This is a genomic window from Micromonospora sp. NPDC005298 (genome assembly GCF_040607375.1).
Lineage (GTDB): Bacteria > Actinomycetota > Actinomycetes > Mycobacteriales > Micromonosporaceae > Micromonospora.
Genome location: NZ_JBEXGP010000011.1, coordinates 102,472 through 124,718 on the forward strand (window position 1 = coordinate 102,472; position 22,247 = coordinate 124,718).

Annotated in this window: 18 protein-coding genes; 11 read left to right on the forward strand and 7 right to left on the reverse strand. The window is 73.3% G+C overall.

Annotated features, from left to right (window positions below):
- Positions 1-481 precede the first annotated feature (481 nt).
- Positions 482-1,366 carry a hypothetical protein gene (locus tag ABZS77_RS17810; RefSeq protein WP_354823779.1) on the forward strand — a complete coding sequence of 295 codons (885 nt, stop codon included), beginning with the start codon at positions 482-484 and terminating at the stop codon, positions 1,364-1,366.
- Between the two features lie 12 nt (positions 1,367-1,378).
- Positions 1,379-1,771, forward strand: a complete 393-nt coding sequence (locus tag ABZS77_RS17815; protein WP_354823781.1) for a hypothetical protein — start codon at positions 1,379-1,381, stop codon at positions 1,769-1,771.
- A gap of 24 nt (positions 1,772-1,795) precedes the next feature.
- Here ABZS77_RS17815 and ABZS77_RS17820 read toward each other — a convergent pair whose 3' ends face one another.
- A complete protein-coding gene (locus tag ABZS77_RS17820; protein ID WP_354823783.1) occupies positions 1,796-2,668 on the reverse strand; it encodes an aldo/keto reductase in 873 nt (290 codons plus the stop codon).
- Positions 2,669-2,869: 201 nt separating this feature from the next.
- Between ABZS77_RS17820 and ABZS77_RS17825 the strand changes: the two genes are divergently transcribed.
- Positions 2,870-6,796 carry a CHAT domain-containing protein gene (locus ABZS77_RS17825; RefSeq protein WP_354823785.1) on the forward strand — a complete coding sequence of 1,309 codons (3,927 nt, stop codon included), beginning with the start codon at positions 2,870-2,872 and terminating at the stop codon, positions 6,794-6,796.
- A 10-nt stretch (positions 6,797-6,806) separates the two neighbouring features.
- Here ABZS77_RS17825 and ABZS77_RS17830 read toward each other — a convergent pair whose 3' ends face one another.
- On the reverse strand, positions 6,807-7,265 hold the full coding sequence (locus ABZS77_RS17830; RefSeq protein ID WP_354823787.1) for a hypothetical protein: 459 nt from the start codon (positions 7,263-7,265) through the stop codon (positions 6,807-6,809).
- A complete protein-coding gene (locus tag ABZS77_RS17835) occupies positions 7,262-7,585 on the reverse strand; it encodes a hypothetical protein (RefSeq protein ID WP_354823789.1) in 324 nt (107 codons plus the stop codon). Before ABZS77_RS17835 ends, ABZS77_RS17830 begins: the two co-directional genes overlap by 4 nt.
- A 210-nt stretch (positions 7,586-7,795) precedes the next feature.
- Here ABZS77_RS17835 and ABZS77_RS17840 point away from each other — a divergent pair, with 210 nt between their 5' ends.
- From ABZS77_RS17840 to ABZS77_RS17855, 4 genes are all read left to right on the forward strand, one after another.
- Entirely contained in the window at positions 7,796-8,161 is a 366-nt protein-coding gene (locus ABZS77_RS17840) for a YciI family protein (RefSeq protein WP_354823791.1), read from the forward strand.
- A 129-nt stretch (positions 8,162-8,290) separates the two neighbouring features.
- A complete protein-coding gene (locus ABZS77_RS17845) occupies positions 8,291-9,673 on the forward strand; it encodes an FAD-binding protein (protein WP_354823793.1) in 1,383 nt (460 codons plus the stop codon).
- Positions 9,674-9,871: 198 nt separating this feature from the next.
- On the forward strand, positions 9,872-11,320 hold the full coding sequence (gene pyk, locus ABZS77_RS17850) for a pyruvate kinase (protein ID WP_354823795.1): 1,449 nt from the start codon (positions 9,872-9,874) through the stop codon (positions 11,318-11,320).
- Positions 11,317-12,201: an acyl-CoA thioesterase II gene (locus tag ABZS77_RS17855; protein WP_354823797.1), complete on the forward strand. Its 885-nt coding sequence runs from the start codon at positions 11,317-11,319 to the stop codon at positions 12,199-12,201. The genes pyk and ABZS77_RS17855 overlap by 4 nt, the downstream gene beginning before the upstream one ends.
- Positions 12,202-12,259: 58 nt before the next feature.
- Here the strand turns inward: ABZS77_RS17855 and ABZS77_RS17860 are convergent, their stop codons facing one another.
- Positions 12,260-12,928: a YceI family protein gene (locus ABZS77_RS17860; RefSeq protein ID WP_354823799.1), complete on the reverse strand. Its 669-nt coding sequence runs from the start codon at positions 12,926-12,928 to the stop codon at positions 12,260-12,262.
- Positions 12,929-13,148: 220 nt separating this feature from the next.
- Between ABZS77_RS17860 and ABZS77_RS17865 the strand changes: the two genes are divergently transcribed.
- Complete coding sequence (locus ABZS77_RS17865; RefSeq protein ID WP_007462839.1) at positions 13,149-13,613, forward strand: Rrf2 family transcriptional regulator; 465 nt, start codon at positions 13,149-13,151, stop codon at positions 13,611-13,613.
- 238 nt (positions 13,614-13,851) lie between these two features.
- Positions 13,852-14,844 carry a sulfite exporter TauE/SafE family protein gene (locus ABZS77_RS17870; RefSeq protein WP_354823801.1) on the forward strand — a complete coding sequence of 331 codons (993 nt, stop codon included), beginning with the start codon at positions 13,852-13,854 and terminating at the stop codon, positions 14,842-14,844.
- A gap of 239 nt (positions 14,845-15,083) precedes the next feature.
- On the opposite strand, the gene ABZS77_RS17875 is transcribed toward ABZS77_RS17870, so the two are convergent.
- Positions 15,084-16,511, reverse strand: a complete 1,428-nt coding sequence (locus tag ABZS77_RS17875) for a pyridoxal-dependent decarboxylase (RefSeq protein WP_354823803.1) — start codon at positions 16,509-16,511, stop codon at positions 15,084-15,086.
- Between the two features lie 282 nt (positions 16,512-16,793).
- On the opposite strand from ABZS77_RS17875, the gene ABZS77_RS17880 reads away from it, so the two are divergent.
- Positions 16,794-19,055: a cellulose binding domain-containing protein gene (locus ABZS77_RS17880; protein ID WP_354823805.1), complete on the forward strand. Its 2,262-nt coding sequence runs from the start codon at positions 16,794-16,796 to the stop codon at positions 19,053-19,055.
- Between the two features lie 200 nt (positions 19,056-19,255).
- Here the strand turns inward: ABZS77_RS17880 and ABZS77_RS17885 are convergent, their stop codons facing one another.
- Positions 19,256-20,251, reverse strand: coding sequence for an LLM class flavin-dependent oxidoreductase (locus tag ABZS77_RS17885; RefSeq protein ID WP_354823807.1), 996 nt, complete (start codon positions 20,249-20,251; stop codon positions 19,256-19,258).
- Positions 20,252-20,311: 60 nt separating this feature from the next.
- Positions 20,312-20,791: an Lrp/AsnC family transcriptional regulator gene (locus tag ABZS77_RS17890; RefSeq protein WP_354823809.1), complete on the reverse strand. Its 480-nt coding sequence runs from the start codon at positions 20,789-20,791 to the stop codon at positions 20,312-20,314.
- An 83-nt stretch (positions 20,792-20,874) separates the two neighbouring features.
- On the opposite strand from ABZS77_RS17890, the gene ABZS77_RS17895 reads away from it, so the two are divergent.
- Positions 20,875-22,056, forward strand: a complete 1,182-nt coding sequence (locus ABZS77_RS17895; protein WP_354823811.1) for an aminotransferase class I/II-fold pyridoxal phosphate-dependent enzyme — start codon at positions 20,875-20,877, stop codon at positions 22,054-22,056.
- The last annotated feature ends 191 nt before the right edge of the window (positions 22,057-22,247 follow it).

The window sequence follows — 22,247 nt, forward strand, 5'->3', positions numbered from 1 at the left end:
GCCTTCCTGGCCACCTGGTTCTACCTGCCGATCGCGCTCCTGCTGGCCTTCTGGGGCGGGCTCAGCCTCGCCGTCGTCGGCCTCTTCGCCGGCGGCTTCGGCGCCGATGACCAGCTGCCGGAGGCGCTGCGCGACGTCCCGCTGATCGGCTCACTGCTGGAGACGTTCCTCAGCCGCTCCGGCGGGGTCCTCGGTGGCTTCGTCGGCTTCGTCGTCGGCTTCCTGATCGGCTTCCTCAGCGTGCTGGTGCTGCCCTGGCTGGGCGCCGCCGACGAGCCCTTCGCGCTGATCACCGGGCTCGTCGGCACCGTCGGCGCGGCGGCGCTGATCGGGTCTGCTACACGCTCTACCGGGTGCTGCTGGAGCCGCGCCTGCTGGTGGTCTCCGGCGCCCGCACGCCCAGCCGACGCGAGGCCGCACCTGGCTGCTGGTCGGTGCCCTCACGCTGGCGGCCTGCGTCGGCACCGGCGGGCTCAGCGCGGTGCAGTGGGCGTTCTTCCGCCCCCAGGCGGCGGTCGACGGCTACTTCTCCGCGCTCGCCGACCGGGACAGCGACGCCGCGCTCGGCTACCTGAACGATCAGGGCGAGGCCGCCGACCGCGCGCTGCTCGCCAAACTGCTGCGCCACGAGGGCTACCGGCCGCCGACCGACGTCAAGATCAGGGAGCTGAAGCGCGAGGACGACACCGCCACCGCCACCGTGTCGTACCGGCTTGGCGACGCGGCGCAGACCGCCACCATGCGCCTGCGCCGCGACGACGAGGCCAGCGGCGGCGGGCTGTTCCACGGCTGGCGGCTCAACGGTGGACTGATCCCGCTCACCGTTGACGTCGCCGGCCCTGGGGTGCGGCTCAACGGGGTGGAACTGTCGGGCGACACCGAGGGACGGTCGCTGGCGCTGCTGCCCGGCCGGTACACCGCGACCGGCCCGTCCAACGCGCTCAGCGAGACGCCCGTCGAGACCGTGTTCGTCGACCCCGCGCAGGGCGCGGCGACCCTGCAACTGACTCCGCGGCTCAAGCCGACGACGGTCGAGGCCGTCGAGGCCCAGGTGCGCGCCTGGTTGGACGAGTGCGCCAAGCAGACAGTCGTCGCTCCGCCCGGCTGCCCGTTCCGCTACTACGGCGGCTCGGCGCAGAAGGTCACCTGGAAGATCCTGGAGTACCCGAAGGTCGTCGTCGAGCTGACCGGCCCGTCCAGCGCCCGGGTCGGCACCCCCGACGCCACCCGGGGCAAGGCCCAGGCCAGCGGCACCACCACGTACTTCGGCTCCACCGAACCGTTCACCGACGAGGACGCGTTCACCGTCGAGGGCGTCGCCACCGCCGACGGGGACACCATCGCCTTCCGCCCCTTCGCCGACTGACCGGGAGAGCCCGTGACCGACAGTGACGCCGCGGCCCGGTCGCCCCTGCGGCTGACCATCAACCCCCGGCAGCGCCACCAACCGCCCGTCGCCCTGCTGGACTGGATCCACCGCGACCCCCGGTACCGGCCCGTGGTCCGCCAGGGCGGTGGCGGCGGGGGACGACCGGGCTTCAGCGACGCGGTGATCATCGCGGTGCTTGCCCAGGGGCTGCTCCCGGGCCTGTTCAACCTGTTGCAGTCGTGGGTCGACCAGCAGCGCACCGAGGCCAGCATCCGGATCCAGGCCGGCGACACCGAGGTCGAACTCCAGGTGAACGGGCGCACCGACACGACCCGCCTGCTGGCCCAGGCCACCGAGGCGCTGCGGGCCGCCCGCGAGTCCGGGTCGGACACCACCGGCTGAACCGGCGGCGTCCGACCCGGTCGGTCAGCTCGCCTTGGCGAGCGCCTCGAACTCGTCGTCGGTGAGCCGTACGTCGGCGGCGGCCACGTTCTCCTCCAGGTGCGCCACCGAGGACGTACCCGGGATCGGCAGCATCACCGGCGAGCGGCGCAGCAGCCAGGCCAGCGCGAGCTGCGCGGGCGTGGCGCCGTGGCCCGTGGAGATCGCGTCCAGCGGGCCGCCCGGTCGGGCCAGCTCACCCGTCGCGATCGGGAACCACGGGATGAACGCGAGGTCGTTGCGCTCGCAGTACTCCAGCACGTCCTCGGCGCTGCGGTTGGCGAGGTTGTACAGGTTCTGGACCGAGACGATCTCGGTGATCGCCCGCGCCTGCTCAATCTGCTCCACACTCACCTCGGACAGCCCGATGTGCCGGATCTTGCCCTCCTCGCGCAGCAACGCCAGCTCGCCGAGCTGGTCGGCGAGCGGCACCTGCGTGTCGATCCGGTGCAACTGGTAGAGCGGGATGCTGTCCAGGCCGAGGTGGCGAAGGCTCAGCTCACACTGCTGGCGCAGATACTCCGGCCGGCCCACGGGCCGCCAGTCGCCGGGCCCGGAGCGGGTCAGCCCGGCCTTCGTCGCGATGACCAGGTCATCGGCGTACGGGTGCAGAGCCTCGCGGATGAGCAGCTCGGAGACGAACGGCCCGTACGAGTCGGCGGTGTCGATGAACGTCACGCCCATCTCGACCGCCCGGCGCAGCACCCGCACCGCCTCGGCCGGGTCCTTCGGGTCACCCCACACACCCGGGCCGGTGAGCTGCATCGCGCCGTAGCCGAGCCGGTTGACCGGGACGTCGCCGCCGATCGAGTACGTGCCGGACGCCTTCGCGGGCTGCTTGCTGATGTCGGTCGCCATACGCGGATCCCCAATCGTGTCGTCGCGGCGGGAGGCCAGCCCCCGCCACCCCGGTGATGATCCCCCGGATCGGGCCGCCGAATCCGCACGGACCGTGTGGGAGGGGACACCACCGCTGCCCGGAATTTGCGTCTTCCTCCCCCTGGCGTCCCACCTGTCCGATCTGCTACCCCTGAACCCAGGCCGGTCGGGGGAGGCGCGATGTGGCGACGGTTCAGGTCCGACCCGGTACGCCGGCTGCGGGAGCGGCTGGACCGCTTCGCGGCCACCCTGGATCCCCGCGAGGTGCTCGACTCCGGCGCGGTCCACGACGCCGAGGTGGTCGTCGAGCTGGTCGCCGGCACACCGACGGACGGTCCGCTACCGGATCAGGTCGCCGAGGGCATGGTCCTGCTGGCCTGCCTGCACTCGTACCGCCACCAGCTCCTGCCCCCGGGTGAGGCCGCCGACGACCTCGCGCGGGCCGTCCGGCTCACCGAGTTCCTCCTGCGTGTCGCCCCGCACCGGGTGCCGCCGTCGTTGCCCGCCGTCCTGGGCATCGGGCACCAGGGCGGTTCCCGCGTCCCGAGCCCTCGGTCGGCGGACGACACGGCCGGCGCCCGGTACGTCGAGGCCGTCCTGCTGATGGGCGCGGCGGAGGCCAACCACGACTACCGGGCCGCCGACCGGGCCGAGACACTGCTACGGCAGGCGGTCGCCGGCACCCCTGACGACGCGCCGGAGCGGCTGCACTACCTGTCCGCCCTCGGCCGGGTGCACCGCGACCAGTTCCAGCACCTCGGCCGCCGGCGCGCCCTGCCCGCCGCGATCGACGCGCACCGGGAGAGCCTGGAGGCCACCCCGGCCGGTGACCGGGAACGGCCGGTGCGGCTGTTCAACCTGGGCAACGTCCTCGGCGACCGGTACGACACCGACCGCGACCCGGCCGACCTGGACGAGGCGGTCACCCTGCTGCGCGAGGCAGCCCGGACAGCGGGCGCGGGCGCCCCGGTGGGGGTGCTGGCACGCGCCAACCTGGGGCAGCGGCTGCGCGACCGCTGGCGGCTGCGCCGGCACCCCGGCGACCTGGACGAGGCGGTCGACTCCCTCGGGGTGGCCCGTGACGGTGGCGATCCCCGGGTGGCGGCGCTGCACGGCACGGCCCTCGCCGAACGATTCCTGCGCGACCGCGCCAGCCCCGACCGGGACGCCGCCATCGACGCGTACCGGTCGGCGTTGAGCGGGTTCGGCGGTCTCGCCCCGGATCTGGCCGGCACCGCGCAGGCCGGGCTGGCCGCCCTGCTCGCCGAGCGGCACCAGGCCGACGGCGCCCCGGGGGACCTGGACGCCGCCATCGAGGCGTACCGGATGGTGGGCGCCGTCGGGGCGGCCCACGGCGGACCGGACCGCGCGGACGCCCGGCAGGCCCTGGCCGGGCTGCTGGTCACCCGGTACGAGCAGCGGCGGCGCGTCGACGACATCACCGAGGCGGTGCGGTTGCTGCGCGACGCCGTCGCCGCCTCGCGTGATCCGGTCGCGCGGGGCCGCCGGCTCGGCGACCTCGGCTACACGCTCGTTAGGGGACAGGCCGACCTGGGCGGGGTGCAGGCGCTGCGGGCCGCCCGCGACGCGCTCACCGAGGCCGGGTCGCTGCTGTCCGGCGCCGACCCGGTGCGCCACCAGGTGCTCAACAACCTCGGCAACACGCTGCGGGAACTCGCCGACCTGGCCGGGGAGCCGGCGCTGCTGGAGCCGGCCGCCGTGGCGCTGCGCGACGCGGTGGCCGCCGCCGAGCCGGACGCCGACCTGCTGCCCCGCTACCTGTCGAACCTGGGCCTGGTGTTGCAGTCCCTGTTCGCCTCCACGCAGGACCTGGCGACCCTCACCGAGGCCGTCGGGGTGCTGGCCCGGGCGACCGAGGCCGCGCCGCCGGGGCACCCGGACCGGATGCTGGCGCTGACCAACCACGGCTCGGCGCTGAACCGCCTGGTCGAACTCGCCGTCGAGGGTGCGCTGCCCGCCGGCGGGGAGCCGGCGGACCAGGTCGCGGCCCGCGTCGCCCGGGACTCCGACGCCGCGATCACCGCCCTGCGCGAGGCGGCCGACCTGGCCGAGCGGGAAGCCGAACCCGTCGAGTACGCCCAGACGCTGGCCACCCTCGCCCTGGCCCACCTGCTGCGGCACCGACTGCGCGACGACCCGGTGGCGCTGGACGAGGCGATCGCCCTGCTCCAACGGTTGGACGGCCTGCCGTCGGCCGACGTGGACCGGCACCGGATCCGCACCAACCTCGGCAACGCCCTGCTCCTGCGCTTCCGGGCGCAACGTACCGACGGCGACGAGGCGCACGCCGACGCCGAGGCCATGCTGGCCGCGTACCGGGGGGCGGTCGACGCGCTGGCCACCGACCATCCCGCCCGCGCCATGTGCCTGAGCAACCTCGCCACCGCACTGGAGGCGGTCGCCGGGTCCGCCGGGTCGACCGAGGCGACCGAGGCGACCGAGGCGCTGCGCGCCGCCGTGCGGGTGGAGGCCGCGCCGTCGCTGCTGCGCGCCAGGGCGGCCAGCCGGTACGCCGCACACGCCGAGGCGGGTGGCGACCTGCCGGCGGCGCTCGACGGGTACGCCACCGCGATCGAGTTGATCGACCTGGTGGCCTGGCACGGCATGGACCCCGACGACCAGGCCCGCCTGCTCGGGCTCTTCTCCGGGCTGGCCAGCGACGCGGCGGCCGTCGCCGTCGACCTGGGCCGGCCGGAGCGCGCGGTCGAGCTGCTGGAGTACGGCCGGGGCGTCCTGCTCACCCGGGCCCACGACGCCGGCGCCGACCTGGCCGCGCTCCGCGCTCAGGCACCCCGGCTGGCCGCCCGGCTCGCCGAACTCCAGGCCACCCTCGACGACTTCGCCGTGCCACCGGCCGTGTCGATGTCACCGCTGGGTCAGCCGGGCACGGCGCCGGAGCGGCGCCACGAACTCGCCGTACGCCGGCGTGAGGTGCTGGCCGAGATCCGTGAACGGCCCGGGTTCGCCGACTTCCTGCGCCCACCGCCGTTCGCCGCGCTGGCCGAGGCCGCCACCGGCGGTCCCGTGGTGCTGGTCAACGTGGCCGCCCGCCGCTGCGACGCGCTGGTCGTCGCCGACGGCCGGGTCGAGCTGGTGCCGCTGCCCGAGCTGACCCTGACCGAGCTGGTCAACCGGACGGCCGGTTTCCTCACCGCGATCGCGGTACTCACCGGCCCGGCGGAGCCGGACGCCCCGGCGCCGCAGACGCAGCGTCGGCGCACGGCGGCGCGGACCGAGATCACCGGCACGCTGGCCTGGCTGTGGCGCACCGTCGCCGCCCCGGTGCTCGACGCGGCCCTGCCCGCTCCCGCGCCGTCCGAGGGGGACTGGCCACGGCTGTGGTGGTGCCCCACCGGGCTGCTCACGCTGCTGCCGCTGCACGCCGCCGGTCCGCCCGACGGCGCGGGAGTCCTGGACCGGGTGGTGTCGTCGTACACGGCCTCGCTGCGCGCGCTGGCGCACGCCCGCGGTGGCGTACCGGCCGCACCCGGACCTGTCGACTCGGCGCTGGTGGTCGGCATGCCCCGGACCCCGGGCCTGGCCGACCTGCCCGGCGTCGGTCGGGAGGAGGAGATCGTCCGCCGGCACCTGCCCCGGGTCCGGTCGCTGCTCGGCCCGGCGGCCACCCCGGCGGCGGTGCTGGCCGCGCTCCCCGGCCAACCGGTCGCCCACCTGTCCTGTCACGGCACCCAGGACCTGCGCGCCCCCGCCTGGGGGCGCCTCGCGCTGGCCGGCGGCGCGCTGCACGTACGGGACCTGTGGCGACCCGCCGCGAACCCGGCCGCGCTTGCCGTGCTGTCCGCCTGCGAGACGGTACGCGGCGGCGCGGCCCTGCCCGACGAGGCGCTCACCCTCGGCACCGCGTTCCAGCTCGCCGGGTTCCGGCACGTCATCGGCGCCCTCTGGTCCATCTCGGACGCGTTGACGGCCCAGCTCTGCGCCGACGTGTACGACGGGCTGGCGGTGCCCGGCGGGATCGCGCCCGACCGGGCGGCGACGGCCCTGCACCTGGCGGTCCGCCGACTCCGCGCCGCCCTGCCGGGGCTGCCCGACACGTGGGCCGGCTACGCGCACCTCGGCCCCTGAGAGGTCCCGCTCAGGCGCCGGGCGCGTACCAGGTCACGCCGACGGCGGCGACCAGCAGCGCGGTGCAGAGCAGCACCAGCCACACCCCGGCCCGGAGGAACCGCACCGCCGTCAGGGCCTCCAGGTGGTCGCCGAGCGGTGCCGGCGGGAGGTCCTCCACCGCGATCACCGTCAACCGGCCGTGCGCCGCGCGCAGCAGCGCCAACGCCCCGCCCACACCGGCGGTCAACGCGGCGAGCAGCAGGACACCGACCAGCGCACCCCACCCCGACGCGAGCGTGCTGACATCGGTGCGACCCCGGATCAGGCTGAACCCGACAAGCGCCACCAGCAGCCCGCCCAGGCCGTTGCGCCAGGCCACCGCCGCCGCGCGGACCCGCTCCAGTTCACCCCGCAGCAGGCCGGCCAGCTGCTGGGCGCGGTGCAGGTCGGCGACCGTCGCGGGCGGCCCCGGACGCAACCGGATCATGCCTCGACCTCCAGCCGCACCGTCCAGTACGCGCCGCACCCGCGCGAACCGGCCGGCCGGGCCGGATGCTCGGCCTCACACTCGCAGAGCACCGTCCGGTAGTCGGCATCCGGGACCGTCGCCGCCGGGACGTTCCGCCGGTACAACGCGTCCACCAGCGTGCTCGTGGTCGGGTGGTCGCAGCGGGGGCACCGCCCGCCGAGCTGCACCGCGAACGCGAACTGCCGCACCGTGAAGTCGGCCGCGGCCCGTACCGCGTACGCCTCGTCGGTCACCTCGGCGTACGGCAGCGCGCCCGCCACCGGCTCGTCGTCGCGCATCACGACCTCCCTGAGCGCCGCCCGGATCGTCCACCGTAGTCGGTCCCGGCACCGGGTCGGCGGCGTCGAACCCGGCACCGTGGGAAGCGCGGCCCCGACCGGGGCCAGTTGCGCCGAGCGACAGGTACGGCCGGCACCGCCGTGCGACGCTTGGCTGGTGCCTGGCGACACCGGCCGGTACGTGCCGACGCGACGGCGGAGGGAGCACCCATGACGGGAGTGCCGCAACTCAACTTCGCGCTCGACACCTACGAGTGCATCGTGATCTACCCCGGCGCGGCCGGACGGGCGTTGCCGGCGGAGACCGTGCAGCGGTTGCAGGCCGAACACACCGAGCACATGCAGGCCCTGCAGCGGCGCGGCATCATCCTGGTCTCCGGGTCGGTGGACGGGCCGGCCCGCAACCCGGACCCGCCGATCGGCTTCGGGCTGGCCCGCACCGGCAGCGTCGACGACGTGCGCAGCGTCCTGGAAGCCGATCCGGCCGTGCAGGCCGGGCTCTACCGGGTGGACGTGCTGACGTTCCTCTGCCCGGCCGGTTCGCTGGAGTTCCCGCTGGTCAAGACCGAGAGCTGACCTGGCGATCCAGCGGTGGCTGTCGTGATGGTGACGGCGTCCGGCCGCCCGCCGGTGCTACGGTCGCGCCCTGCGCGGGCCGCCGGGGCGTACCCGGCGCCACCGGACGGCCCCGGTCGAGGAGTCGCCGTGATCTCCGCCGCCCGCCCCGATGTCGCGTCGGCCACCGCCCGACTGCGCGCCCTGCTCGGTGACCGGCTGCACGAGCCGGCCGACCCCGCGTTCGCCGCCACCACCCGCCTGTGGAACGGCGCCGTGGACCGCTCTCCCGCACTCGTCGCCCGGTGCCTGGACGCCGACGAGGTCGCCGACGTCCTCCGCGTCGCAGCCCGGTGTCACCTGCCGGTGTCGGTCCGCTCCGGCGGCCACGACTGGGCCGGCCGGGCGCTGCGCGACGGCGGCGTGGTGCTCGACGTGACAGGTCTGCGCGCGATCCGCGTCGACCCGGACGCGGCCACCGTGACCGTCGGCGGCGGGGTCACGGCCGCCGGGCTGCTCGCCGCCGCCCGCCCGTACGACCTGGTGGTGCCCACCGGCACGGTCGGGGGCGTGGGCATGGCCGGGTTGACCCTCGCCGGTGGGTACGGCCCGCTGTGCGGCCGGTTCGGGCTGTCCCTGGACAACCTGCTCGGCGCGCAGGTCGTCCTCGCCGACGGCCGCCGGGTCACCGCCGACCCCCACCACGACGCCGAGCTGTACTGGGCGCTGCGCGGTGGCGGCGGCAACCTCGGCGTGGTCACCGAGCTGCGCTTCCGCGCCCACCGGCTGCCCGCCGTGCTGGCCGGCATGATCATGTTCCCGTTGGCCGAGGCGCCCGCCGTGCTGCGCGGCTACGGCGCGCTGCTCGCCGAGGTACCGGACGAGCTGACCGTGATGGCCGGTTTCCTGCCCGGCCCGGCAGGCGAGCCGGTGATCTTCGTCTGCCCGTTCTACAGCGGCACCGACCTGGCCGCCGGGCAGCCGTGGATGGATCGGCTGCGGGCGTTGGGCACGCCGCTGGTCGACCAGATCACCCCCATGCCGTACGCGGACGCGCTGCGGATGTTCGACGGTGGGATGGTCGACGGCAACCACTACCTGCTGCGTACCCGCTGGCTGCCGGCGCTCACCGACGGCGCCGTCGACACGCTCGTCGACGCGGCCCGGCAGGTCAGCTCGCCGTACTCCGCGGTGGCCCTGCACCACTTCCACGGCGCGGCCACCCGGGTCGGGCTCGCCGACACCGCGTTCGGCCTGCGCGACGAGCACATCCTGACCGAGATCATCGCCGTCTGGGCGCCGGGGGAGAGGGCCGACCCGCACCGGGCGTGGGCCGAGCGCACCTCCGCGGCCCTGGCCCCGCTCGCGCTGCCCGGCGGCTACCCGAACCTGCTCGGCCCGGTCGAGACCGACCGGGTCCGGCTGGCGTACGGCCCGAACTGGGCGCGGCTGCGCCACGCCAAGCGGCGGTACGACAGCCGTGACCTGCTCACCGCCGTCCCCACCCTGCCCCCGCCGGTGCCCGAAACGTGACCCGCCCTCGGAGCACCCCGACAGCGCGGGCCGGCAAAGGCGTACGATTCCCGGCGCGCGGTCGCCGTTGCCCGTCGCCACAACGTTCCCGGTGCGGTTCCACCCGCCGGCCCGACGCGCACCGCGCGTCGTTGGACACCTGTTCCGCTGCCTGCAAGGGGTCGGCCACGAGTTCGACCCGAAGGAGAGACTAGCCTGATGGGCGTGACACGCCGCGCGAAGATCGTCTGCACTCTTGGTCCCGCCACCTCGTCCCCGGAGCGCATCCGGGGCCTCGTCGAGGCCGGCATGAACGTGGCGAGGCTCAACTTCAGCCACGGCAGCCACGCCGACCACGAGGCGGTCTACCGACTGGTCCGGGAGGCGTCAGAGGCGGCCGGCAAGCCGGTGGCCGTCCTCGCCGACCTCCAGGGTCCCAAGATCCGGCTGGGCCGGTTCGCCGACGGCCCCCACGAGTGGCGTACCGGCGACTCGGTCGTGATCACCGGCGACGACATCGTCGGCACCAAGGAGCGGGTCTCCTGCACGTACCGCAAGCTGCCGCAGGAGGTGAAGCCCGGTGACCGGCTGCTGATCGACGACGGCCGCGTCGCCGTCGAGGTCACCGACGTCACCGGCAACGACATCCGCTGCCTCGTCACCGAGGGCGGCCCGGTCTCCAACAACAAGGGCGTCTCGCTGCCCAACGTGGCCGTCAGCGTGCCCGCCATGTCGGACAAGGACGCCGAGGACCTGCGCTTCTCGCTCGGGCTCGGGGTCGACCTGGTCGCCCTGTCCTTCGTCCGCTCGGCCGAGGACATCAAGCTCGTGCACGGGATCATGGCCGAGGAGGGCATGTTCCGTCCCGTGCTGGCCAAGGTCGAGAAGCCCGAGGCGGTGGAGCACCTCGAGGCCATCGTGCTGGCCTTCGACGGCGTCATGGTCGCCCGCGGTGACCTCGGTGTCGAGATGCCGCTGGACCAGGTCCCGCTGGTGCAGAAGCGCGCCGTGCAGCTGTGCCGGGAGAACGCCAAGCCCGTCATCGTCGCCACCCAGATGCTCGACTCCATGATCGAGAATTCCCGCCCCACCCGCGCGGAGGCCTCCGACGTGGCCAACGCGGTCCTCGACGGCGCGGACGCCGTGATGCTCTCCGGCGAGACCAGCGTCGGCAAGTATCCGGTGCTGACCGTCAGCACCATGGCCCGGATCATCACGACGACCGAATCCGGCTCGATCGGCGTGCCCCGGTTGCAGCACGACCCGCGTACCCACGGTGGCGCGCTCACCGTGGCCGCCTCGTCGATCGCCCGCGCCATCAACGCCAAGGCACTCGTCGCCTTCTCGCAGACCGGCGACACCGTCCGGCGGCTCTCCCGGCTGCACTGCGACCTGCCGCTGCTGGCCTTCACCCCGGTCCCCGAGGTGCGTGACCAGCTCGCCCTGACCTGGGGCGTGGAGACGTTCCTGATGCCGTTCGTGCAGCACACCGACGACATGTTCCGGCAGGTCGACCAGGCGCTGCTCGGCCTCAACCGGGCCAACCCGGGCGACTACGTGGTGATCGTGGCCGGCAGCCCGCCCGGCACCCCCGGCTCGACCAACACGCTGCGCGTACACCAGCTCGGCTCTCTTGTCGACGCGGCGTCGGCGCGGGCGCTGCAGTGAGCGACGGCCGGGTCGCGGTCGGCCAGGCGGCGGTGGACCAGCTGCTGGAGGTACTGGACCTCGACTCGACCGGGGAGATGACGTTCCGGGGGATGAGCCCCCGGGTCGGCCCGCAGCGGGTGTTCGGCGGGCAGGTGGCCGGTCAGGCCCTGGTCGCCGCCGGCCGCACCGTCGACCCGGAGCGGTTCGTGCACTCCCTGCACGGCTACTTCGTCCGCCCCGGCGACCCGGCCGAACCCATCGCGTACGAGGTCGAGAACATCCGCGACGGCCGCTCCTTCTCGGTGCGCCGCGCGGTCGCCCTCCAGCACGACAAGCCGATCTTCTTCATGTCGGCGTCCTTCCAGCGGGCCGAGGAGGGGCTGGACCACCAGGCGCCGGCGCCGCTGGACGTGCCCGCCCCGCAGGACGTGCCGACGATGAGCGACCGGCTGGCCCGCTACCCCGAGCGGCTCGGCATCTGGGGCCAGATCCCCCGCCCGATCGACGTGCGCTACGTCGGTGAGCCCGGCTGGGTCCGCCCCGGCGACCGGCCAGCCGACCCGCACCAGCGGGTGTGGATGCGCATCGACGGCAAACTGCCCGACGATCCGCTGCTGCACGCCTGCGCCCTCACCTACGCGTCGGACCTCACCCTGCTCGACTCGGTGCTCTCCGTGCACGGCGAGGTGTGGGGGCCGGGCGGCGTGGTCGGCGCGAGCCTCGACCACGCGCTGTGGTTCCACCGTCCGTTCCGTGCCGACGAGTGGTTCCTCTACGACTGCTGGAGCCCGTCCGCGTCCGGGGCGCGAGGGCTCGCCACCGGCCGGATGTTCACCACCGACGGCCGGCAGATCGCCAGCGCCGTGCAGGAGGGTCTGCTGCGCCGCGTCGGCTCCTGACCACCGTCGACATCCCCGCCAGGCGCACACCTGCGCTCCTGGCGGGGATGTCGACGTCTCACGACTGGTGGATGGCCTCGCCGGCGATCTCGATCTGCACGGTCCTGCCGACCAGCACCCCACCGCTCTCGAGGGCCACATTCCAGAGCAGGCCGTAGTCCTCACGGTTGATTTCCGCGGTCGCGCTGAATCCGAAGATGTTCTGCCCGTACGGATCCTGGCGGGCGCCACCGAAATTCACCTCAAGGTCGACCGGCCGCGTGATTCCTTTCACGGTCAGCTCGCCGGTGAGGACGAATCGTCCGGACGGTGAGTCGGGCTGCGGCGGGGAAATGTGACTTCTGCCTCGTCCGCCGAGTCGGCTACTGCGCAGTCGCGCCCATTGGAAGATGGGATCCTCGTTGCGCTTCCATTCGATGCCCGTACTTCTATATTCAAGATTGGGAAAGCGTTCCACGTCGAGGAAGTCGGCGCTCTTCAGATGGGTGTCCCGGTCCAGGCTCCCGGTGGTGATGCTCGCCGCCTCGATGGTCGCGGTCACGGACGAGAGCAGCGGATCCTCCGCCACGGAGATCTGCGCGGTCGCCTCGGCGAACTCGCCACGCACCGGGCTCACCATCATGTGCCGGGAGAGGAAACCGATCCGCTTGTGCGCCTGATCGAGAAGATAGGTGCCGGCGACCGGGATGGTCATGCCATCCCAGGTACGTGTGGCGACATCGGTCATCGTGTTGCCTTCCCCCCGACGTGATCCAGGTGTTTATCAATATGCTTCCGGAGCCGCCCAAACGATTGGTCAGTCGTACTCCCCGCCCAGCATAAGGTCGCTTCGTCGTCGCATTTCGGGCCCCACCCGACGGTGGATCGAGACGTACGCCGCCGGTGGCCGGATGATCGGTTGAGGGCCGCCCGTCCGGCCGGTCGGCCACCGGGCTAACCTTGCCGACATGCGCCTTTCCGCCCGCGTCGACTACGCCCTCCGCGCGGCCGCGGAACTCGCCGCGACGGCCAGCGGCCCGGGGCGCGGCCGGCCGGTCACCGCTGACCAGATCGCCCGAGCCCAGGAGATCCCGCCGAAGTTCCTGGAGAGCATCCTGCTCCAGCTGCGCCGAGGCGGCATCGTGCACGCCCAGCGTGGCCCCGAGGGCGGCTACTGGCTCGCCCGCCCGGCCGAGGAGATTTCCCTCGCCGAGGTCATCCGCGTCATCGACGGCCCGCTCGCCCACGTCCGCGGGCAGCGCCCGGAACAGCTCGGCTACCACGGCCCGGCCCGCGCCCTCCAGGAGGTCTGGATCGCCCTGCGGGCCAGCGAGCGGGAGATCCTGGAACTGGTCAGTGTCGCCGACGTGGCCGCGGGCACGCTGCCCGCCCGCGTCACCGAGCTGGCCGCCGACCCGCGCGCCTGGATCTGACCGACTTCCCCCTCACCAGTTCGTCCCGGCCCGCGGTGCGCTGCCGTTGTGTGGTGCGCCGCCGTTGTGCGGTGCGGTGCGCTGCGGTCGTGCGCTGCCGTCCTGCGGTGCGCTGCCGTCGTGGGGTGCGCCGCCGTCGGCTGGCGTCCCATCCACCGATCAGGGGCTTGACCCCGGCTGCCCCGTGGCGCATTGTCGACCAAGTCGATAGGAGATATCGAAAAGTCAGGGGGCGCTCGTGCGAAAGCTGCTGGTTCTCGCTCTGGTCGGGCTCGTCGCGCAGCTGATCGACGGCTCGCTCGGCATGGCGTACGGGCTGACCTCGTCCACCCTGCTGCTGGTCGCCGGCGTCGCCCCGGCCGCCGCCTCGGCCTCGGTGCACCTGGCCGAGATCGGCACCACCCTCGCCGCAGGCGTGGCCCACTGGCGTTTCGGCAACGTCGACTGGCGTGTGGTGAGCCGCATCGCGCTCCCCGGCGCGATCGGCGCGTTCGCCGGCGCCACAGTGCTCAGCTCGATCTCCACCGAATCCGCCGCGCCGTGGATGGCCGGCATCCTGTTCACCCTCGGCGCGTACCTGCTGGTCCGCTTCGCCCGTCCACTGCGTACCGACCGGGTCGGCGGGCGGCTGCGTGGCCGGTTCCTCAGCCCACTCGGCCTGGTCGCCGGCTTCGTCGACGCCACCGGCGGCGGAGGCTGGGGTCCGGTCGCCACCCCGGCGCTGCTCGTCTCCGGCCGCCTCGAGCCACGCAAGGTGATCGGCTCGGTGGACACCGCCGAGTTCGTGGTCGCCGGCGCCGCCAGCATCGGCTTCCTCATCGGACTGGGCACCGAAGGATTCCTCCTGCCCACCGTCGCCGCCCTGCTGGTCGGCGGGCTCATCGCCGCCCCACTGGCCGCCTGGCTGGTCCGCATCGTGCCGGCGCAACTGCTCGGCGCGGCCGTCGGCGGCGTGATCGTGCTGACAAACGCGCGCACCCTGATCCGCTCCGCCGAACTGGACGGCCCGGTCCGCCCCGCGCTCTACGCCCTGCTGGCGGCCGGCTGGCTGGCGGCCCTCGCCCTGGCCGTGCGGGCACTACGCCGTACCCGCCGAGCCCGCGCCACCGCCGCCGAGGCCGCGACCGCTGGCCCCGCCGCCGAGCCCGCCGGGGCCTGCCCTGTCGCGCCCGTCGGGTCACCCGCCGTCTCTGCCGACCTGGCCGCGACGGGTACGTCCACCCCACGCTGAACCCCACCCGCCCACCGGCTGCGACAGTGGCCGGGTCGCGGCCTGGCGCGCCTGGGGCCTGCTGCGGTCTGGTCAAGATCGCGCTCGATCCTGGATGTAGTTCCTTCCCGCCGTCTCGAGGCCACTACATCCAGGATCGAGCACGATCATGACCAACGGTGGAGTCCGGGACCTGCCTTCAGACGGGACGCGTCCGGCGGGGCGCGTCGGGCGGGGCGGGTCAGGCGGGGCGGGGCGCGTCAGGCGGGGCGCATCAGGTGGTCGGCGGCGGAGGACAGCAGCGTCCACGCCTCGTCGACGTGCGCCTCGGTGGTCTGGGGTGACCCCACGGCCAGCCGCAACGTGTACCGGCCGCCGACCCGGGTGTGCGTCAGGAACACCCGGCCGCTGTGGTTCACCCGTTCCAGAAGTGACGCGTTGGTGTCGTCGTCGGCGCGTAGCCGGAAGCAGACCAGCGAGAACGGGTGTGCCGCGGCCAGGTCGAAGCGGTCGTCGTCGTGGATCCGTTCGGCGAACCGAGTGGCCAGCGCCACTCCGGAGCGGATGTGTGCCCGCAGCCCTTCGGCGCCGTACCAGCGCAGCACGAACCAGAGTTTGAGGGCGCGGAAGCGGCGGCCCAGCGGTACCTGCCAGTCCCGGTAGTCGATGACCGCCCCGGATTCGGTGGCCGCGTTGCGCAGGAACTCCGGCAGCACGGTCAGCGCCTCGACCAGTTCGGCGCGGTCGGCCACCCAGAACGCGTCGCAGTCGAAGCCGGTGAGCAGCCATTTGTGTGGGTCGAAGCAGTACGAGTCGGCGTACTCCAGGCCGGCGTGTGACCAGCGCAGTTCGGGACAGACGGCGGCGGATCCCGCGTACGCGGCGTCGACGTGCAGCCAGATGCCGTATTCGGCGCAGATCGCCCCGATCTCGGGGATGGGGTCGACGGCGGTGGTGGAGGTGGTGCCGATGGTGGCGACGACGATGGCGGGGATGTCGCCGGCGGCCAGGTCGGCGTCGATCGCGGCGCGCAGCGCGGCTGGCAGCAGGGCCTGGGTGTCCGGGTCGACGTCGATGGTCCGGACCCCGTCGGCGCCCAGCCCTGCGATCCGGGCGGCCTTCTCGATGGAGGAGTGCCCGTGGGTGGAGGTGTACGCGCGGTAGCGCCGGTCGACGCCGGTCGTGCGCCAGCGGCCGTGGCTGGCCCGGTGCAGTGCGGCGAGTGTGGCCACCAGGGTCGCCGAGGACGCCGAGTCCTGGATCACGCCGCCGCCGCTGCCGGTGGAGTGGAACCGCTCGGGAAGGTCCAGCAGTTGCGCCAGCCAGTCCATCATCACCGTTTCCAACTCGGTGCAGGCGGGGCTTGTGGCCCAGAGCATGCCCTGGACGCCGAGCCCGGAGCTGACCAGGTCGCCGAGGACGCTCGGGCCGGACGTGTTGGCCGGGAAGTAGCCGAAGAAGCCGGGGTGCTGCCAGTGGGTCAGCCCCGGTACGACGATGGAGTCCAGGTCGGCGAGGACCGCTTCGACCGGTTCGCCGCCGGCGGTGGGGGGCGAGGCGGGCAGCCCGGACGCCACGGTTCCGGGCGGGTCGGTCGGGGTGACCGGCCGTTGCTCCACTGTGGCCCAGTAGTCGGCGATCCAGTCGATGACGGCGTGTCCGGCGCGGCGGAACTCGTCAGGGCTCATGTGCGCAACCATCGGGTGAGTCGATCAGGTGCGCGGGACCGAGGGCAAGACGTCCGGCGGGTCGGTGGAGTCGGGTGACATCCGCAATCTTCGACGGTCGTCGATGTTGCGTCCTGGAAAGCGCTTGCCCTACGATGCGGTTCGAGCCGGATCCGTGATTTCCAGGGCGTTCATCCCGATCAGATTCGCCGTCCGTCGCCGTCGCGGCGGGCAGGGTTCCACCGTGCTCCCGGGCAGGGGCGGTGGACCGCGGCGGTCACCACCGGATCCCGGAGGCAGTTCATGCACCCGTCCAGACATCGGCTGATCCTGCTCGCCTCGGCGACGGCGGCAGCCGTCGTGACCGGCACCGTCGGCACGGTGGTCGCTTCGGCCGCCGCCGCGGGCTGCCGCGTCGACTACCAGGTCACCAACCAGTGGCAGGGCGGCTTCGGCGCCAACGTCACAGTCACCAACCTCGGCGACCCGGTCGACGGCTGGGCCCTCACCTGGTCGTACGCCGCAGGTCAGCAGGTGGCGCAGGCGTGGAACGCGACGGTCACCCAGTCCGGCGCGCAGGTCACCGCGCGCAACGTCGACTACAACGCGGCGATCGCGACCAACGGCACCGCCGCGTTCGGCTTCAACGCCTCGTGGAGCGGCAGCAACCCGGTCCCGGCCAGCTTCGCGCTCAACGGCGTCACCTGCACCGGCGCACCGCCCACGGGCGAGCCGACGACCCCGCCACCGACGACTCCGCCACCCACCACCCCGCCACCGACCACGCCACCACCCACCACCCCGCCGCCGACCGGCAGCGGACTGCAGATGGAGAACCTCGACCGGGGGTTGGTCAGTGTCCGCTCCGGCAGCGGCAACCTGGTGTCCTGGCGGCTGCTCGGCACCGAGACCTCCGGCGTGGCGTTCAACCTCTACCGGGGTTCGACCAGGGTGAACTCCAGCCCCATCACCGGCGCCACCAACTACCTCGACAGCGGCGCGGCGGCCGGCTCCGCGTACACCGTGCGGGCCGTGGTGGGCGGCGCCGAGCAGGCGGCGTCGGCGCCGGCCCTGCAGTTCGGCAACGGTTACCTGGACGTGCCGTTGCAGGTCCCGGCCGGCGGTACGACCCCGAGCGGGGAGAGCTACACCTACAGCGCCAACGACGCCTCCGTCGGTGACCTCAACGGCGACGGCAGCTACGAGATCGTGCTCAAGTGGGACCCGTCGAACGCCAAGGACAACTCCCAGTCCGGGTACACCGGGAACGTCTACGTCGACGCGTACACCCTCACGGGCACCCGGTTGTGGCGCGTCGACCTGGGCCGCAACATCCGCGCTGGCGCGCACTACACCCAGTTCCAGGTGTACGACTACGACGGCGACGGCCGCGCCGAGGTGGCCATGAAGACCGCCGACGGGACCCGCTCGGGCACCGGCCAGGTGATCGGCTCGTCGTCGGCGGACTACCGCAACTCCAGCGGCTACGTGCTCGCCGGTCCGGAGTACCTGACCATGTTCGACGGACGCAACGGCGCGATCCTGTCCACCGTCACCTACGACCCGCCGCGCGGAACGGTGTCGTCCTGGGGTGACTCGTACGGCAACCGGGTCGACCGGTTCCTCGCCGGCACCGCGTACCTGGACGGGCAACGCCCCTCGCTGATCATGGCCCGGGGCTACTACACCCGCGCGGTGATCGCGGCCTGGGACTTCCGTAACGGCACCCTGACCAGGCGCTGGACGTTCGACTCGAACTCCTCGGGCAACGGCGCCGCCGCCGGGCAGGGCAACCACCAGCTCTCCGTCGCCGACGTGGACCGCGACGGTCGCCAGGAGATCGTGTACGGCGCCGCCACCATCGACGACAACGGCCGGCTGCTCTACTCGACGGGCAACGGGCACGGCGACGCCCTGCACGTCGGGGACCTCGACCCGGGCCGTGCCGGCCTGGAGGTGTTCAAGGTCGACGAGGACGGCAGCAAGCCCAGTTCCTGGTTCGCCGACGCCCGTACCGGTCAGATCCTCTGGTCGACGCCGGCCTCGGGCGACAACGGCCGGGGTGTCTCCGCGGACATCTGGGCGGGCAGCCCGGGTGCGGAGTCGTGGTCGTCGGCGGTCGCGGGCCTGGCCAACACCCGGGGGCAGAACGTCGGCCGTAAGCCGTCGTCCGCCAACTTCCTCGCCTGGTGGGACGGCGACCCGGTGCGGGAGCTGCTCGACGGCACGAAGATCGACAAGTACGGCACCGGCGGCGAGACTCGGCTGCTCACCGGCAGCGACGTGGCCTCCAACAACGGCACCAAGTCCACGCCCGCGCTCTCCGGGGACATCCTGGGGGACTGGCGTGAGGAGGTGGTCTGGCGGACCACCGACAGTCGGGCGTTGCGCATCTACAGCACACCCGTCCCGACCAGCACCCGGATCCACACCCTGATGCACGACCCGCAGTACCGGGTGGCGGTCGCCTGGCAGAACACCGCCTACAACCAGCCGCCGCATCCGGGGTTCTTCATCGGTGACCAGATGGCCAGCCCGCCGACCCCGAACATCTACCTACGTTGATCCGAACCCTGGCGGTCCCGAACGGGGTCGCCTAGGGTGGCAGGCACCGGGCCGCAGCCGCGGAATCCGCTCAGCTCCGGCCCGGTGCGCCACACCGCGGCATTCCCGACCCGTCCCGACCGGGAATGCCGTACCACCACCGGCACCAACATTAGGCACCGTCCGGGTCGCTAGGGTGACGCTGACGTGAAGATCGTGTTTCACGCGTCCTGGCGCAGGCCGCCCGCCACCCGGTCGGCGATCAGCTCGTACGAGCGCACCCGGTCCTCGACGTCGTACACCAGCGTGGTCAGCATCAGCTCGTCCGCGCCGGTGCGCTCCTGAAGGTCGGTCAGCTGCCGGCGTACCGTCTCCGGCGAGCCCATCGCCTGACCGTCCCGGCGTGCCAGGACGAACTCCCGCTCGGCATCCGTGTACGGGTACGCCGCCGCCTCGTCGGGCGTCGACAGCGGCTCGGGTCGACCGGAGCGCAGCTTCAGGAACGACAGGGCGCTCGGCCCGGCCAGCCACTCGGCGCGCTCGTCGGTGTCCGCGCAGACCGCGTTGACGGCCACCATCGCGTACGGCTTGTCCAACCACTGCGACGGCTGGAAGTTCTGCCGGTACAGGGCCAGCGCCGGCAGGGTGTTCGCCGAGCTGAAGTGGTGCGCGAAGGAGAACGGCAGGCCGAGCAGTCCGGCGAGCTGCGCGCTGAAGCCACTGGACCCGAGCAGCCACACGGCCGGCTGCTGACCGCGACCGGGGGTGGCGACGATCATTCCCGGCTTCTCGCCACTGAAGTAGTTCATGAGGTCGGCCAGCTCGCGGGGGAAGCCCTCGGCGGACAGGCCCTCCATGGTGCGGCGCAACGCCAGCGCCGTGACCTGGTCGGTGCCCGGCGCCCGACCGATGCCCAGGTCGATCCGACCCGGGTGCAGCGCCTCCAGGGTGCCGAACTGCTCGGCAACCACGAGCGGCGCGTGGTTGGGCAGCATCACCCCACCCGAGCCGAGGCGGATCGTCGAGGTGTTCGCGGCCAGGTGCGCCAGCAGCACGGCGGGGGCGGAGCTGGCGATCGCCGGCATGTTGTGGTGCTCGGCGACCCAGAACCGGCGGTAGCCCAGCTCCTCGGTGCGCCGGGCCAGCTCGGTGGTGGCCCGCAACGCGGCGCCGGCGGTGGCGCCCTTCGCGACCGGGGCAAGATCAAGAACAGACATCGGTACGGTGATCACACGTTGTGCCAACTCCCCGACCTGCCCGTTCATTCCAATCGTGGCTCAGCCCATCCCGCGGGCCTGCTCGAAGATCAGGCTGGTCTGGGTGTGCTGCACCACGGGATCGACCGCCAGATGGTCCAGCACGAAGTCGCGCAGCGCGTCGCCGGACGCCGCCCGCACGTGCAGCACGTAGTCCTCCGCGCCGGCCACGTGGAACACCGACACGACCCCCGGCAGCCGCACCGACCGGGCCCGGAACGCGTCCACCGCCGCCCGCTCGTGCGCGGTCAACCGCACCGACACCAGCGCCTGCAACGGCAGGCCCAGTGCGGCCGGGTCCACCTCGGCGTGGAAACCGCGGATCGCGCCGCGCTCCCGCAGCGCCCGCGTACGGGTCAGACACGTCGACGGCGCCACCCCCACCCGCTCGGCGAGGGCGTTGTTCGGCAACCGGCCGTCCGCCGCCAACTCGGACAGGATCGCCCGGTCCACCTCGTCCAGGGCCGGATAGGACCGCACATCGTTCGGCTCAGGAGGCATTCCACCATTCTCGCCCGAACGCAGCGATGAAAGAAGGCCTCTCGACAGAATGATCTGCCGAACTATTGCCCTGATACCGGCGGATGTTCGACGCTACGCGCATGACGACGACGGTGGACACCCGAGCCGTACACGCCGGCCGCGACGACCTGCGTGCCCTCGGCGTGCACGTACCACCGATCGACCTCTCCACCACCAACCCGCTGCCATCGGTCGACGACGGCGGCAACGCCTACGAGCAGCTCGCCACCGGCGGCACCCTCCCCGCCGACGGCAGCGCCGTCTACCAACGGCTCTGGAACCCCACGGTCGCCCGCTTCGAAACCGCCCTGGCCGACCTGGAGGGCACCGAGCAGGCAGTCGCCTTCGGCAGCGGCATGGCCGCCCTCACCGCCACCCTGCTGGCGGCCACCCGCGACGGCCACCGGCACATCGTCGCCGTCCGACCCCTGTACGGCGGCACCGACCACGTCCTGGCCACCGGCCTGCTCGGCACCTCGGTCACCTGGGCCAACCCAGACCAGGTCGCCGACGCCATCCGTCCCGACACCGCGCTGGTCATCGTCGAGACACCCGCCAACCCCACCCTCGACCTCGTCGACATCGCCGCCCTGGCCACCGCCGCCGGCGACATCCCGCTGCTCGTCGACAACACCGTCGCCACGCCCGTCCTGCAACAACCCGCCAGGCACGGCGCCGCCCTCGTCCTGCACAGCGCCACCAAGAGCATCGGCGGCCACGGCGACGTCCTCGCCGGCGCCGTCGCCTGCGACGTCGACTGGGCCACCCGGCTCCGCCAGGTCCGCGCGGTCACCGGCGCGATCCTGCACCCCCTCGGCGGGTACCTCCTGCACCGCGGCCTGCAGACCCTGCCGCTGCGGGTCCGCGCCCAGCAGGCCAGTGCGGAGAAACTCGCCGGCTGGCTCGCCGACCACCCCGCCGTACACCGGGTGCACCACCCGTCGGTGAACGACCCGGCGGCGCTCGTCGGCCGGCAGATGGCCGGCCCCGGCAGCCTGCTCGCCTTCGAGGTACGCGGCGGCGCCTCCGCCGCGGCCACCGTCGCCGGAGCCTGCCGCCTGATCACCCACGCGGTGTCCCTGGGCGGCGTCGACACCCTCATCCAGCACCCGGCGTCGCTCACCCACCGGCCGGTCGACGGCGACGCGAAGCCCGCGGCATCCCTGCTGCGCCTCTCGGTCGGTCTCGAAGACCCCGAGGACCTGCGCGCCGACCTCGCCCACGCGCTCGACACGATCGCCTGATCAGCGCAGTTCGCGGTTGCCCACCATCCGGGTCTGCGAGCCCTGCGCCCACATGACCCGGCCCGCTCCGACGAGTCTGTCCCCACCCCCGAGACGTGGACAACCGTGATCTGCGTGCTCGCCTCCGCGAACAACCGCGCCGCAGCGGGCGGGTGGTAGCGGCCGAGCAGGTAGGCGCATGCGGCGCGATC

Bases quoted from the DNA above. Each gene is read 5' to 3' on its own strand.
- ABZS77_RS17820 (WP_354823783.1), bottom strand. From the start codon at position 2,668: ATGGCGACCGACATCAGCAAGCAGCCCGCGAAGGCGTCCGGCACGTAC.
- ABZS77_RS17825 (WP_354823785.1), top strand. From the start codon at position 2,870: ATGTGGCGACGGTTCAGGTCCGACCCGGTACGCCGGCTGCGGGAGCGG.
- ABZS77_RS17830 (WP_354823787.1), bottom strand. From the start codon at position 7,265: ATGATCCGGTTGCGTCCGGGGCCGCCCGCGACGGTCGCCGACCTGCAC.
- ABZS77_RS17835 (WP_354823789.1), bottom strand. From the start codon at position 7,585: ATGCGCGACGACGAGCCGGTGGCGGGCGCGCTGCCGTACGCCGAGGTG.
- ABZS77_RS17840 (WP_354823791.1), top strand. From the start codon at position 7,796: ATGACGGGAGTGCCGCAACTCAACTTCGCGCTCGACACCTACGAGTGC.
- pyk (WP_354823795.1), top strand. From the start codon at position 9,872: ATGGGCGTGACACGCCGCGCGAAGATCGTCTGCACTCTTGGTCCCGCC.
- ABZS77_RS17860 (WP_354823799.1), bottom strand. From the start codon at position 12,928: ATGACCGATGTCGCCACACGTACCTGGGATGGCATGACCATCCCGGTC.
- ABZS77_RS17865 (WP_007462839.1), top strand. From the start codon at position 13,149: ATGCGCCTTTCCGCCCGCGTCGACTACGCCCTCCGCGCGGCCGCGGAA.
- ABZS77_RS17875 (WP_354823803.1), bottom strand. From the start codon at position 16,511: ATGAGCCCTGACGAGTTCCGCCGCGCCGGACACGCCGTCATCGACTGG.
- ABZS77_RS17880 (WP_354823805.1), top strand. From the start codon at position 16,794: ATGCACCCGTCCAGACATCGGCTGATCCTGCTCGCCTCGGCGACGGCG.
- ABZS77_RS17885 (WP_354823807.1), bottom strand. From the start codon at position 20,251: ATGTCTGTTCTTGATCTTGCCCCGGTCGCGAAGGGCGCCACCGCCGGC.
- ABZS77_RS17890 (WP_354823809.1), bottom strand. From the start codon at position 20,791: ATGCCTCCTGAGCCGAACGATGTGCGGTCCTATCCGGCCCTGGACGAG.
- ABZS77_RS17895 (WP_354823811.1), top strand. From the start codon at position 20,875: ATGTTCGACGCTACGCGCATGACGACGACGGTGGACACCCGAGCCGTA.